This window comes from Curtobacterium sp. MCLR17_044 (genome assembly GCF_003234435.1).
Lineage (GTDB): Bacteria > Actinomycetota > Actinomycetes > Actinomycetales > Microbacteriaceae > Curtobacterium > Curtobacterium flaccumfaciens.
Genome location: NZ_QKTC01000022.1, coordinates 14,843 through 27,551, shown reverse-complemented (window position 1 = coordinate 27,551; position 12,709 = coordinate 14,843). Strand labels below are relative to the sequence as shown.

Here is a 12,709-nt window from a genome sequence, read left to right as displayed (position 1 = left end):
AGAGAGAAGCCTGATGGCCCACCAGTGGCAGGGAGTCCTGCGCGAGTACGCCGACCGACTCGACGTGACCGAGGCGACGCCCATCGTCACGCTCGGTGAGGGCGGCACGCCGCTCATCCCGGCTCGTCGGCTCTCCGAGCGCACCGGCGCCGAGGTCTACGTGAAGTTCGAGGGCATGAACCCGACGGGTTCGTTCAAGGACCGCGGCATGACGATGGCGATCTCGAAGGCCGTCGAGCACGGCGCGAAGGCCGTCATCTGCGCCTCGACCGGCAACACCAGCGCCTCGGCCGCCGCGTACGCCACGCACGCCGGCATCACCGCCGCGGTGCTCGTGCCCGAGGGCAAGATCGCCATGGGCAAGCTCAGCCAGGCCGTCGCCCACGACGCCCAGCTGCTGCAGGTGCAGGGCAACTTCGACGACTGCCTCGACATCGCCCGCGACCTGGCGGCGAACTACCCGGTGCACCTCGTCAACTCCGTCAACAACGACCGCATCGAGGGGCAGAAGACCGCCGCGTTCGAGGTCGTCGACGTCCTCGGTGACGCACCGGACTTCCACTTCCTGCCCGTCGGCAATGCGGGCAACTACACCGCGTACTCGCGCGGCTACCGCGAGGACGTCGCCACCGGCCGCAGCACCAAGCTGCCCCGCATGTTCGGGTTCCAGGCCGCCGGTTCCGCCCCGATCGTGCACGGCGAGGTTGTCCGGCACCCGGACACCATCGCGTCGGCGATCCGCATCGGCAACCCGGCCTCGTGGCAGTTCGCGCTCGAGGCGCGGGAGGAGACCGACGGCTACTTCGGTGCCATCACCGACGAGGCCATCCTCGCGGCACACCGCATCCTGTCGGCCGAGGTCGGCGTCTTCGTCGAGCCTGCGTCGGCGATCGGTGTGGCCGGGCTGCTCGAGCGCGCCGACGCCGGCGTCGTGCCGAAGGGCGCGAAGGTCGTCATCACGGTCACGGGCCACGGCCTGAAGGACCCGCAGTGGGCGCTCCGCACGCCGGACGGCGGCGAGGTCACCCCGACGAGCGTGCCGGTCGACACGAAGTCGATCGCCGACGTGCTCGGTCTGGTCAGCGAGCAGTGATCTCCGACCGCTCGTCCGGACCGGGTGAGGGCATGACCGCCCGCAGTGCTGTACCGGCCGGACGGGCGGTCCGTGCACTGCCGACCGGATCGGCGGTCCGCGTCCGGGTGCCTGCCACGTCGGCGAACCTCGGCCCCGGCTTCGACTCGCTCGGCCTCGCGCTCTCGCTCTACGACGAGGTCGTGGTGCGCGTGCGCCGCCAACCCGGCGCCACCGTCACGGTCGAGGGCGTCGGTGCCGGCGAGGTCGCCACCGACGACACGAACCTCGTCGTCCGTGCGGTCCGCCGTGGCCTGGAGCACGCCGGTGTCGACCAGCCCGGTCTCGAGCTGCACGCCACGAACGCGATCCCGCACGGCCGCGGTCTCGGTTCCTCCGCCGCGGCGATCGTCGCCGGGCTGATGGCGGCCCGGGGGCTCCTCGAGGGCATCGTCGACCTCGACGCCTCGACGCTCCTGACCCTGGCCACCGAGATGGAGGGCCACCCGGACAACGTCGCGCCGGCGCTCTTCGGCGGCCTGACGATCGCGTGGATGACCGCCGAGGGCCCTGCGTACAAGCGGCTCCTGGTGCACCGCGGTGTCGCCCCGGTGGTGTTCGTGCCGACCTCGACGCTCTCGACCAAGCTCGCGCGCTCCCTGCAGCCCGAGCAGGTCCCGCACGCCGACGCCGCGTTCAACGTCTCCCGCTCGGCGCTGCTCGTCGCGGCGCTCATCCAGAGCCCCGAGCTGCTGCTCGCCGCGACCGAGGACCGTCTGCACCAGGCGTACCGCGCCAGCGCCATGCCCGAGACCGACGCCCTGATCCGGTTGCTCCGACAGCACGGCCTCGCCGCGGTGGTCTCCGGTGCCGGGCCGAGCCTGCTCGTCCTCGGCAGCGACCCGGCACAGCGCCTGACCGCCGCCGAACTGGTGCAGCGACACGCCGAATCCGACTGGCGGCCGCTCATGCTGGCCGTCGATCTCGGTGGTGCTACAGTGGCAGCGCACTCGGCGCTCGAAGCCGAACCCGCGTAACCGTACGGATCGCTCGTCCTCAGGACAGCTCCTGCGACGTCGCAGGGTCCGGTGCGCGAGTGTGCATCTCTTTCTGATCACCGAATCCCGATCCGTCGTCTGAACGGCGGTCGATGCTCACCCTGCATCCGGGACGGTGGAAACTCTCCGCGTTCTGCGGTTCGAAAGGAAACACCGACCTTGACCGACAACAACTCCGCCCAGGTGGAGATCCCCAGCGACCTGCGTGCCCTCCGTCTCCCGGAGCTCCAGCGCATCGCCTCCTCGCTCGGCATCACCGGGCTCTCCAAGCTCCGCAAGGGCGACCTGATCGCCTCCATCGAGGACAAGCGTCCCGTCGACGAGACGCCGGCCGCCCCGGCCGCCGCCGCCGTCGCCGAGACCCCCGCCGAGCCGGCCGCCACCGAGCAGCCGACCCTGCCGGAGCCCGCCGAGACCCCCGCGCAGCCCGCTGCCGAGGCCCCCGTCGCCGACCCCGAGGCCCCCGCCGAGTCGGCAGCCCCGAGCCGTGCCCGTCGTTCGCGCCGCGCATCGTCCGGCGGCACCGTGAACGCCGCGCCGACCTCGGCCGCCGAGCACACCAACCACGGCCAGACCGGCACCGAGGACCTCCTCGCCGGGCTCGACCAGGTCCGCGCCGAGAAGGACGCCCAGGAAGCCGCGCAGTCCGGCTCCCAGCGCCGTGGCCGTGGCCAGCGGAACGCCGAGCAGCGTGGCACCGAGCAGCGTGGCGCCGACCAGCGCGCCGCCGAGCAGGGCCAGCAGGCGTCGGCACCCGCCGAGGCCGAGCAGCCGAGCCAGGCGGGCCAGCAGGGCCAGCAGGCTCCGACGTCCGCCGTGCAGGCCGACCAGGACCAGAACGAGTCCGGCGACCAGAACGACCAGGGCGACCAGAACTCCGAGCAGGGCGAGGGCGGCTCGCGTCGCGGTCGTCGTAGCCGTGGTCGCGGTCGTGGCCGTGGCCAGAACGCCGAGAACGGCGAGCAGCAGAACGGCGCCGACCAGCAGAACGGCGCCCAGAACGGCGCCCAGAACGCCGGCCAGCAGAAGCAGAACGGTGCCGACCAGCAGAACGGCGGCCAGCAGAAGCAGAACGGCGGCGAGCAGCAGAACGGCCAGCAGAACGGCGGCCAGAAGCAGAACGACCAGCCGAAGCAGGCCGAGGCCAAGCAGGACGACAAGGCCGACCAGAAGCAGCAGCAGAACAACGGTCAGCAGAAGCAGCAGACCAGCGGCCAGCAGAAGCAGCAGCAGCAACAGCACGCCGACGAGGCCGAGAGCGGCCGCAGCCGTCGCCAGCGCGACCGCAAGCGCGGCCGTGGCGGCCAGAACGACGACTTCGAGCCCGAGGTCACCGAGGACGACGTCCTGATCCCGATCGCGGGCATCCTCGACGTCCTCGACAACTACGCGTTCGTCCGCACCACCGGGTACCTGCCGGGCCCGAGCGACGTCTACGTCTCCCTCGGCCAGGTGAAGAAGTACCACCTGCGCAAGGGCGACGCCGTCGTCGGTTCGATCAAGCAGCCGCGTGACGGCGAGCAGCAGAGCCGCCAGAAGTACAACGCGCTCGTGGCCGTCGAGTCGATCAACGGCCAGTCCGCCGACGAGGCCGCGGCCCGCGTCGACTTCAACGACCTCACCCCGCTGTACCCGAACGAGCGCCTGCGCCTCGAGACGGAGCCGGGCAAGCTGTCGACCCGCATCATCGACCTCGTGTCGCCGATCGGCAAGGGCCAGCGCGGTCTCATCGTGTCCCCGCCGAAGGCCGGCAAGACCGTCGTGCTGCAGGCCATCGCGAACGCCGTCGCCAAGAACAACCCCGAGGCGCACCTGATGGTCGTCCTCGTCGACGAGCGGCCCGAAGAGGTCACCGACATGCAGCGCACGGTGAAGGGCGAGGTCATCGCCTCGACCTTCGACCGTCCCGCCGAGGACCACACCACCGTCGCCGAGCTCGCCATCGAGCGTGCGAAGCGCCTGGTGGAGCTGGGCCACGACGTCGTGCTGCTGCTCGACTCGATCACCCGCCTCGGCCGTGCGTACAACCTGTCGACCCCGCCGTCGGGCCGTGTGCTCTCCGGTGGCGTCGACTCGGCGGCGCTCTACCCGCCGAAGCGCTTCTTCGGTGCCGCGCGCAACATCGAGGACGGTGGCTCGCTGACCATCCTCGCGACCGCGCTCGTCGAGACCGGCTCCAAGATGGACGAGGTCATCTTCGAGGAGTTCAAGGGCACCGGCAACATGGAGCTCCGCCTGAACCGTCACCTCGCCGACAAGCGGATCTTCCCCGCCGTCGACGTGAACGCCTCGGGCACCCGTCGCGAGGAGCAGCTGCTCTCCGCCGACGAGGTCAAGATCACCTGGCGTCTGCGCCGGGCCCTCGCCGGGCTCGACCCGCAGCAGGCCCTCGAGATCGTGCTGCGGAACCTCAAGGAGACGCAGTCGAACGTCGAGTTCCTGGTGCAGGTGCAGAAGTCGGTCCCCTCGACCGGCGCCCACCACAACGGCCACCAGGAGTAACGCGTGTTCGAGTCGGTAGCGGGGCTGCTGGCGGAACACGAGGACCTGACACAGCAGCTGTCGGACCCCGCGCTCCACGCCGATGCGGCCCGGGCGAAGAAGGTGAACCGGCGGTACGCCGAGCTCAACCAGATCAAGTCCGCGTACGAGGCCTGGCAGGCGGCGGGGGACGACCTCGCCGCCGCCCAGGAACTCGCCCGTGAAGACGCAGCGTTCGCGGACGAGGTCCCCGGGCTCGAGGAGCAGCTGTCGGAGCGCCAGGAGCGTCTCCGCCGGCTGCTCATCCCGCGCGACCCCGACGACGGCCGTGACGTCATCATGGAGATCAAGGGCGGCGAGGGCGGCGAGGAATCGGCGCTGTTCGCGGCCGACCTCCTGCGCATGTACTCGCACTACGCCGAGACCAAGGGCTGGAAGGTCGAGCTCCTCGAGCGCACCGAGTCCGACCTGGGTGGCTACAAGGACGTCCAGGTCGCGATCAAGTCGAACACGACCGATCCGTCCCAGGGCGTCTGGGCGCACCTGAAGTACGAGGGCGGGGTGCACCGCGTCCAGCGTGTGCCGCAGACCGAGTCGCAGGGGCGCATCCACACCTCGACCACCGGCGTGCTGGTGTTCCCCGAGGTGGACGAGCCCGAAGAGGTCCAGATCAACCAGAACGACCTCAAGATCGACGTCTACCGGTCCTCCGGCCCGGGCGGGCAGTCCGTCAACACGACGGACTCCGCGGTCCGCATCACCCACCTGCCCACGGGCATCACGGTGGCGATGCAGAACGAGAAGTCGCAGCTGCAGAACCGCGAGGCCGGCATGCGCGTGCTCCGCGCACGCATCCTCGCGCGCCAGCAGGAGGAGCTCGACGCGATCGCCTCGGACGCGCGCAAGTCGCAGATCCGCGGGATGGACCGTTCGGAGCGCATCCGCACGTACAACTTCCCGGAGAACCGGATCGCGGACCACCGCACCGGCTACAAGGCGTACGACCTCGACCGTGTGATGAACGGTGCCCTCGAGCCCGTCATCCAGTCCGCCATCCAGGCGGACGAAGAGGCACGTCTGGCCGCCATCGGCGACCAGGACGCGTAAGCGCACACCCAGCCTGGAGGCCCGGATCACCGCCGACACGCCACTCACGTACGCCGCGGATCGCCTGCTCGAGCAGGCGACCGCGGCGCTCGTCGCCGTCGGCGTGCCGACGCCCCGGGTCGACGCGGAGCTGCTGCTCGCGTGGGCGACCGACACCTCGCGCGGTGCCGTCCAGGCCCGTGCGCTCATCGGTGGCGGCATCGCGCCGGAGCACGTCGAGCGCTTCCGGCACGCCGTCGCCCGCCGTGCCACCCGTGAGCCGCTGCAGCACATCACCGGGCAGGCGTACTTCCGTGCGCTCACCCTGGCCGTCGGACCGGGCGTGTTCGTGCCCCGTCCGGAGACCGAGGGCGTCGTGCAGTTCGGCATCGACGCGCTGCGGGCGACCGCGGTCCCCGAGCCGATCGCCGTGGATCTGGGCTCCGGCAGCGGTGCGATCGCGATCGCGATGGACACCGAGGTGCCGAACGCCGTGGTCTACGCCGTCGAGCGGTCGGCCGAGGCCCTGCCCTGGACCCGGCGGAACGTCGACGCCCACGGTGGGACGGTCCGGCTCGTCGAGGGCGACCTCGCCGACGCGCTGCCGGAACTCGACGGCACCGTGTCCGTCGTCGTGTCGAACCCGCCGTACGTGCCGGACGACGCGATCCCGATCGACCCCGAGGTCCGCGACCACGACCCGGCGATGGCGCTCTACGGCGGGCCGGACGGCCTCGACGCCGTCCGGGCACTCGCCGAGACGGCCTGGCGGTTGCTCGTGCCCGGGGGAGTCCTGGTCGTCGAGCACGCCGAGCCGCAGGGCGCCGGGGTCCGGGAGGTCCTGGCACGCCGGGGGTTCCGCACCCCGGAGACGCACGTCGACCTGACGGGGCGCGACCGCACGACCACCGCGACGCGGTAGTCGGGGGCGAGCCGCGCCTCCCGTCGCTCGGCCGCGCGTGCGTGTGCCGGGTGGATCCGGGCGTACCTGGTGGGATCGGGCGTACCGGGTCGTCCGGGATGACCAGGTATGCCCGTTCCTGCTCTCCAGCGCGACCGCGATGGGAAGGAACGGGCGTTGCGGGCGTGGGCGGGCCTCCCGTCGCTCACCCGTGCGTGCGTGTGCACGTGCCGGCTGGGTCCGGGCGTACCTGGTGGGATCGGGCGTACCGGGTCGTACGGGATGACCAGGTGTGCCCGTTCTTGCTTTCCAGCACGACCGCGATGGGAAGGAACGGGCGTGGCGGGCTACGCGACGGGGGAGGCCTCGCGCTGCTGCGCCGCGACGAAAGCGCGGACGTGCTCCCGCAGGTCGGTGTCGTGCTCGACCAGGACCGCGTGGATGCCGACGCTCCGCGCACCTGCGATGTTCTCGGGCATGTCGTCGGCGAAGAAGGTGCGCTCCGCGGGGACGCCGTGGTGGGCGATCGCGCGCTGGAAGACCTCGGGCTCGGGCTTCCGGGCGCCGAAGTTGCTCGAGGTGTCCAGGTGCTCGCCGAAGACCTCGGGCAGGGACGGCGCCCACTCGTGGATCCAGCGGCCGGCGAGCGGACCGTTGTTGGTGAGCAGCCCGACACGCCCGTGCTCGCTCGCGATCCGGACCGCCTCGATGCGTTCCGGCAGCTCGGTCATGGCGGATCCGCGGATCCGGGCCCAGTCGGCCTCGGGGACGTCGCACTCCATCGCGCGCTCGAACGCGGCGAGGTACTCGTCGCCGTCGGCGAACCCACCGGCCTCGGCACGCATCTCGTGGCCGCAGTCCCACCAGCGGCGACGGAGCTCCTGGAACTCGTGTCCGGTGAACTCGGAGAGTGCGGCCATGCGCACCTGCCAGTCGTACCGGACCAGGACGTCGTCCATGTCGAAGAGGAACAGGAGCGGGGGTGCGGGCGTCTCGTTCACGATGTCCACCATTGTGTCGCACTATCATCGTCGAGTCATGGCATCCCGATACGACTGCACCGACTCCGACGGGCTCCTGACCGGGATGCGGCTCGCACGTGCCGCCCTCGGACGCGGAGAGCTCGTCGTGGTCCCCACCGACACCGTCTACGGCCTCGCCGCGGACGCCTTCAGCGCGACGGCCGTGCAGCGGCTGCTCGACGCGAAGGGCCGCACGCGGCAGTCGCCGCCGCCCGTGCTCATCCCCGGTCCGCCCACGCTCGACGCCCTCGCCAGCGAGGTCCCGCAGCCGGTGCGCGACCTGGTGGCCGAGTTCTGGCCGGGCGGGCTGACCGTCATCCTGCACGCACAGCCGTCGCTCGACTGGGACCTCGGCGAGACGCGCGGCACGGTCGCGCTGCGGATGCCGGACTCGCGGATCGCCCTCGAGCTCCTGCAGGAGGTCGGGCCGCTCGCCGTCTCGTCCGCGAACTCCACGGGCGACCCGGCCGCGATGGACGTCGACGCCGCCGAGCGCATGCTCGGTGACAGCGTCGCGATCTACCTGGACGGCGGACCCGTCGAGGTGCACGACGGCTTCGAGGCCAGCACCGGCTCGACGATCGTCGACGCCACCGGGCTGTCGGACGGCGGGAAGCTCCGCATCGTCCGGCACGGGGTGATCCCCGACGAGGAGATCATCCGGGTCGTCGGAGCCGACCTCGTCACATGAAGTACTACCTGCTCGCGGGGGCCATCGCCGCGGTCGTGAGCTTCGTGATGAGCCTGATCGTCTGGAAGCTCGGGCTGAAGTACAAGTGGTACCCGCAGGTCCGCGAGCGGGACGTGCACCGCACCCCGACGCCGCGGCTCGGTGGCATCGCGATGTACATCGGCGTCATCGTCTCGCTGCTCGCGGCCTGGTTCCTGTTCCCGTCGATCGCGGGGACCGACTACTTCCGGCTCGTGTTCTCCGAACCCGGCCGCGTCCTCGCGGTGCTCGGGGGAGCGACCATCATCGTGGTCCTCGGTGTCGCGGACGACATCTGGGACCTCGACTGGATGACGAAGCTCGCCGGGCAGATCATCGCGGCGGGCATCCTCGCCTGGCAGGGCGTCGCGATCGTCTCGCTGCCCATCGGCAACACGCTGGGCGTCGGCTCGTCGTACATGAGCCTGATCTTCACCGTGCTGGCGGTGGTGCTCGTGATGAACGCGGTGAACTTCATCGACGGGCTCGACGGCCTGGTGGCCGGCGTCGCGATCATCGCCGGCGGGGTCTTCTTCCTCTACACGTTCTTCATCAACCGCGTGGTCGTCCAGACCGAGTTCTTCTTCAACCTGCCGTCGCTGCTCACCGCGGTCCTCGTCGGGGCCTGCTTCGGCTTCCTCATCCTGAACTGGCACCCCGCCAAGCTCTTCATGGGGGACGCCGGCGCGCTGCTCGTCGGGTTCCTGATGGCCACGAGCGCGGTCTCGGTCACGGGCAACATCGACCCGGCGGCGGTGCAGACACGCCAGGCGCTGCTGCCGGCGTTCATCCCGATCCTGTTGCCGTTCGCGATCCTGATCGTCCCGATCCTGGACTTCGGTCTCGCGGTCACCCGACGGCTCAGCGCGGGGAAGTCGCCGTTCTCGGCCGACCGGAAGCACCTGCACCACCGCTTGCTCGACATGGGGCACTCGCACTTCCACGCGGTGCTGATCTTCTACGCGTGGACCGCGACCGTCGCCTTCGGGTGCCTGCTGTTCCTCTTCGTGGACTGGTACTGGGTCGTCGTCTTCGTGTCCGTCGGCTTCACCGTCTGCGCCGTCGCGACGTTCGCGCCGCTCGGCCGAAAACGCACGGAGATCGCCGCCCAGACCGCCAACCGTTCCGCCGCCGTGGTGGACGCCAGCCTCGACCCGCTCGACCGGGCCGCCAACGACCGCACGATCCCTGGAGACATCACGTGACCGCACCGAACGCGCTCGACCACGTCCGGCCGGTGTTCCGCCGCATCATCACCTGGGGCGCGGTCCTCGCCGTCGCCCTGGCGGTGGTCGGCGGGCTCATCGGGTTCCTCGTCGCGGACGGCCCCGGGTTGGTCGGGGGACTGCTCGGCGCGGTGCTGAGCGTCGTGTTCCTCGGGCTCACAGCGGTCAGTGTCCTCGTCGCGCTGCGCGTCTCGAAGGGCCAGATGATCTCCGGTGCCTTCTTCGGCATCGTGATGGGCACCTGGCTGCTCAAGTTCATCGTCTTCATCGTGCTGCTAGTCCTGCTCAAGGACCGCGACTGGGTCGACTTCCCGGTGCTGGCGATCGTGATCATCGCGGGGGTCGTCGGCTCCCTGGTGATCGACGTCGTCGCCGTCGCGAAGGCCCGCACCCCGATCGGCGTCCGGCTGCCGGGCGACGGCCTCGACGACTCCGCAGACGCTGGGAACCCGACCCCCCGCGTCTGAGAAGCCGGGAAGCCTCTCGCACCTGATAGGCTTCTCGAAGTCCGCTACCGGAGCCTTTCGCTCGGGGCGGACGAGCCTCCACAACGTCCACCATCGCGTGCCATGATGTGCGCGCGCCGACACAGGAGACAGCGCTGCTATCCCACGCTCTTCCCCTGTCCCTCTCCGCTGCGGTTGACACCGTCGCGGCGGGGAGCAGCAAGGCCGCCGAGTTCCATGGTCCGTCGATCAACGAGTTCTTCCCGGATGCGATCTTCTTCGCCGGGACGCCGTTCGAGATCGATCGGCTCGTCCTCATCCGTTTCTTCGCCGTCGCCGTGCTCCTGGTGTTCGCGTTCGTGGGCACCCGTGCACTGAAGCTCGTGCCGAACCGCGGTCAGGCGTTCATCGAGTACGCGTTCGACGTCGTCCGTCGCAACACCTTCGACAATCTCGGAGAGAAGGACGGCAAGCGCTTCCTGCCGCTCCTGGCGACGATCTTCTTCGGCGTGCTGTTCATGAACCTGACCGGTCTGGTCCCGTTCATGAACCTCGCCGGCACCAGCCGCATCGCGATGCCGATGATCCTGGCGATCGTCGCGTACCTCGCCTTCATCTACGCCGGCCTCCGCAAGCACCCGGGCACGTTCCTCAAGAACTCGCTCTTCCCGCCCGGGGTGCCGTGGCCGCTGTACATCATCGTGACGCCGATCGAGCTCGTCTCCACCTTCGTGCTCCGTCCCGTCACCCTGACGCTGCGACTCCTGATGAACATGGTCGTGGGGCACCTGCTCCTCGTGCTGTTCTTCTCGGCCACGCAGTTCTTCTTCTTCGACGCTTCGCTCGGCTTCAAGGCCTTCGGCGTCGGGACCATCGCGTTCGGCATCGCGTTCAGCTTCTTCGAGGTCCTCGTCGCGCTGCTGCAGGCCTACGTCTTCATGCTCCTCACCGCCGTCTACATCCAGCTGGCGCTGGCTGACGAGCACTGATTCCTCACTGACCCCCTACGGGACCGGCGACCGTCGGACCCGCACCTCGAAAGGAAAACACGTGGACGCAACGACCGTTCTCGCGGAGATCAACGGCAACATCGCGACGGTTGGCTACGGCCTCGCAGCGATCGGCCCGGCCATCGGTGTCGGCATCGTCGTCGGTAAGACGATCGAGTCCGTCGCTCGCCAGCCCGAGCTCCAGGGCCGCCTGACGACCCTCATGTACATCGGTATCGCCTTCACCGAGGCCCTGGCCTTCATCGGTATCGCCACGTACTTCATCTTCACCGGCACCAACTAAGGCTCCTCGATGCACAACGCACTCATCATCGCGGCGGAGGAGACGCACAACCCGCTGATCCCGCCGTTGTACGACGTCGTCTGGTCGGCGCTTGCCTTCGTCATCATCTTCCTGGTGATGTGGCGTGTCGTCACGCCGCGCATCACGAAGATGCTCGATGAGCGCACCGAGGCCATCGAGGGCGGCATCAAGAAGGCCGAGGCCGCTCAGGAGCAGGCCGCTGCTGCGCTCGACGAGTACAACAAGCAGCTCGCTGACGCACGTGCCGAGGCTTCGCGCATCCGTGAGCAGGCCGGCGCCGACGCCACGGCGATCGGCAACGAGGTCCGCGAGCAGGCGGCCGCCGATGCAGCACGCATCACGGCCAACGCCCAGGCGCAGATCGAGGCCGAGCGCCAGAGCGCCGTCCAGGCACTCCGGTCCGAAGTGGGCACCCTCGCGCTGGACCTCGCGTCCGGTGTGATCGGTGAATCCCTCAAGGACGACGCCAAGTCGACCGCAGTGGTCGACCGCTTCCTCGCAGACCTCGAGGCCTCGCAGGCCACGAAGACGGGGGAGCACTGAGCATGCGCAGCGCTACCAGAGAAGCACTCGCGTCCACCAGGGCGGTGCTGTCGGACCTCGGTCCGAGCGCCGGCCTGGCCGCGGGTGCCGAGATCCTCGCCTCCGGGCGTGCGATCGCCGGTGCGCCGCAGCTGCTCGGGCTGCTGTCCGACCCCACGGCCGACGCGGCCGGCAAGAAGGTCCTCATCGACCGTGTCTTCGCCGGACAGTCGGACGCGACGCGTGCGGTCCTGACCGCGGTGGCCGGCTCGCGCTGGTCCTCGCAGCAGGACCTGCTCGCGGGCATCGAGGACGCGGGCATCCGCGCCGTCGCCGCCACCGCGGGTCCGGACTCGTCGATCGAGTCGGAGCTGTTCGCCTTCGAGACCGCCGTCCGCTCGGACGCCGGCCTCGAGCTGGCGCTCGGCACCAAGCTCGGCAGCCCCCAGCAGAAGGGCGCGCTCGTCGAGCGGCTCCTCGGTGCCAAGGCATCGGAGCAGACGATCACGATCGTGTCGGCCCTGGTGCAGCAGCCCCGCGGCCGCCGCATCGGTGAGATCGTCCGTGATGCCTCGCGCATCGTGGCCGAGCAGGCCGGCAAGCTCGTCGCGACCGTCGTCACGGCGACGCCACTGACCCCCGCCCAGTCGGCCCGCGTCACGCGCGGTCTGTCCGAGCGGTACGGCAAGGACATCAGCATCAACCAGGTCGTCGACCCCACGGTCGTCGGCGGGGTCCGGGTGCAGATCGGCGGCGACGTCATCGACGGCACCGTGTCCACGCGACTCTCGGAGCTCCGGCTCCAGCTCGCCGGCTAGGCGTACGGTCGAAGCCGCTCCTCCCCAAGTCCACAACGGGAACTGCCGAGTCCG

At 70.2% G+C, this 12,709-nt stretch carries 13 protein-coding genes; 12 read left to right on the top strand and 1 reads right to left on the bottom strand.

Annotated features, from left to right (window positions below):
• Positions 1-13 precede the first annotated feature (13 nt).
• The 5 genes from thrC to prmC all read left to right on the top strand — a co-directional run bounded on the left by thrC (position 14) and on the right by prmC (position 6,619).
• Positions 14-1,093 carry a threonine synthase gene (gene thrC, locus DEJ04_RS15210; RefSeq protein WP_111047624.1) on the top strand — a complete coding sequence of 360 codons (1,080 nt, stop codon included), beginning with the start codon at positions 14-16 and terminating at the stop codon, positions 1,091-1,093.
• 32 nt (positions 1,094-1,125) lie between these two features.
• Positions 1,126-2,109, top strand: coding sequence for a homoserine kinase (gene thrB / locus DEJ04_RS15205; RefSeq protein ID WP_111047640.1), 984 nt, complete (start codon positions 1,126-1,128; stop codon positions 2,107-2,109).
• A gap of 180 nt (positions 2,110-2,289) precedes the next feature.
• A complete protein-coding gene (gene rho, locus DEJ04_RS15200) occupies positions 2,290-4,632 on the top strand; it encodes a transcription termination factor Rho (RefSeq protein ID WP_111047623.1) in 2,343 nt (780 codons plus the stop codon).
• Between the two features lie 3 nt (positions 4,633-4,635).
• Complete coding sequence (prfA, locus tag DEJ04_RS15195) at positions 4,636-5,718, top strand: peptide chain release factor 1 (protein WP_017885756.1); 1,083 nt, start codon at positions 4,636-4,638, stop codon at positions 5,716-5,718.
• A 25-nt stretch (positions 5,719-5,743) separates the two neighbouring features.
• Positions 5,744-6,619 (top strand): peptide chain release factor N(5)-glutamine methyltransferase, encoded by an 876-nt coding sequence (prmC, locus tag DEJ04_RS15190; protein WP_110864066.1) that lies wholly within the window; start codon positions 5,744-5,746, stop codon positions 6,617-6,619.
• Positions 6,620-6,945: 326 nt separating this feature from the next.
• Here prmC and DEJ04_RS15185 read toward each other — a convergent pair whose 3' ends face one another.
• Positions 6,946-7,599: an HAD family phosphatase gene (locus DEJ04_RS15185; protein ID WP_139196861.1), complete on the bottom strand. Its 654-nt coding sequence runs from the start codon at positions 7,597-7,599 to the stop codon at positions 6,946-6,948.
• Positions 7,600-7,636: 37 nt separating this feature from the next.
• Here DEJ04_RS15185 and DEJ04_RS15180 point away from each other — a divergent pair, with 37 nt between their 5' ends.
• From DEJ04_RS15180 to DEJ04_RS15150, 7 genes are all read left to right on the top strand, one after another.
• Positions 7,637-8,311: an L-threonylcarbamoyladenylate synthase gene (locus DEJ04_RS15180; RefSeq protein ID WP_027465784.1), complete on the top strand. Its 675-nt coding sequence runs from the start codon at positions 7,637-7,639 to the stop codon at positions 8,309-8,311.
• Complete coding sequence (locus DEJ04_RS15175) at positions 8,308-9,534, top strand: MraY family glycosyltransferase (RefSeq protein WP_027465783.1); 1,227 nt, start codon at positions 8,308-8,310, stop codon at positions 9,532-9,534. Before DEJ04_RS15180 ends, DEJ04_RS15175 begins: the two co-directional genes overlap by 4 nt.
• Positions 9,531-10,022, top strand: a complete 492-nt coding sequence (locus tag DEJ04_RS15170) for a hypothetical protein (RefSeq protein WP_217499674.1) — start codon at positions 9,531-9,533, stop codon at positions 10,020-10,022. Before DEJ04_RS15175 ends, DEJ04_RS15170 begins: the two co-directional genes overlap by 4 nt.
• 107 nt (positions 10,023-10,129) lie before the next feature.
• The gene (gene atpB, locus DEJ04_RS15165) at positions 10,130-10,990 is read left to right on the top strand and encodes a F0F1 ATP synthase subunit A (RefSeq protein WP_241660362.1); all 861 of its coding nucleotides are present in this window, start codon (positions 10,130-10,132) and stop codon (positions 10,988-10,990) included.
• A gap of 61 nt (positions 10,991-11,051) precedes the next feature.
• Complete coding sequence (gene atpE / locus DEJ04_RS15160) at positions 11,052-11,294, top strand: ATP synthase F0 subunit C (protein ID WP_017885749.1); 243 nt, start codon at positions 11,052-11,054, stop codon at positions 11,292-11,294.
• 9 nt (positions 11,295-11,303) lie between these two features.
• Complete coding sequence (locus DEJ04_RS15155) at positions 11,304-11,858, top strand: F0F1 ATP synthase subunit B (RefSeq protein WP_111047622.1); 555 nt, start codon at positions 11,304-11,306, stop codon at positions 11,856-11,858.
• A 2-nt stretch (positions 11,859-11,860) separates the two neighbouring features.
• Positions 11,861-12,655 (top strand): F0F1 ATP synthase subunit delta, encoded by a 795-nt coding sequence (locus DEJ04_RS15150; protein WP_111033768.1) that lies wholly within the window; start codon positions 11,861-11,863, stop codon positions 12,653-12,655.
• Positions 12,656-12,709 lie beyond the last annotated feature (54 nt).

What these genes read in the sequence shown, in the direction of transcription:
- thrC (WP_111047624.1), top strand. Translation starts at nt 14, where the DNA reads ATGGCCCACCAGTGGCAGGGAGTCCTGCGCGAGTACGCCGACCGACTC.
- thrB (WP_111047640.1), top strand. Translation starts at nt 1,126, where the DNA reads ATGACCGCCCGCAGTGCTGTACCGGCCGGACGGGCGGTCCGTGCACTG.
- DEJ04_RS15180 (WP_027465784.1), top strand. Translation starts at nt 7,637, where the DNA reads ATGGCATCCCGATACGACTGCACCGACTCCGACGGGCTCCTGACCGGG.
- DEJ04_RS15175 (WP_027465783.1), top strand. Translation starts at nt 8,308, where the DNA reads ATGAAGTACTACCTGCTCGCGGGGGCCATCGCCGCGGTCGTGAGCTTC.
- DEJ04_RS15155 (WP_111047622.1), top strand. Translation starts at nt 11,304, where the DNA reads ATGCACAACGCACTCATCATCGCGGCGGAGGAGACGCACAACCCGCTG.
- DEJ04_RS15150 (WP_111033768.1), top strand. Translation starts at nt 11,861, where the DNA reads ATGCGCAGCGCTACCAGAGAAGCACTCGCGTCCACCAGGGCGGTGCTG.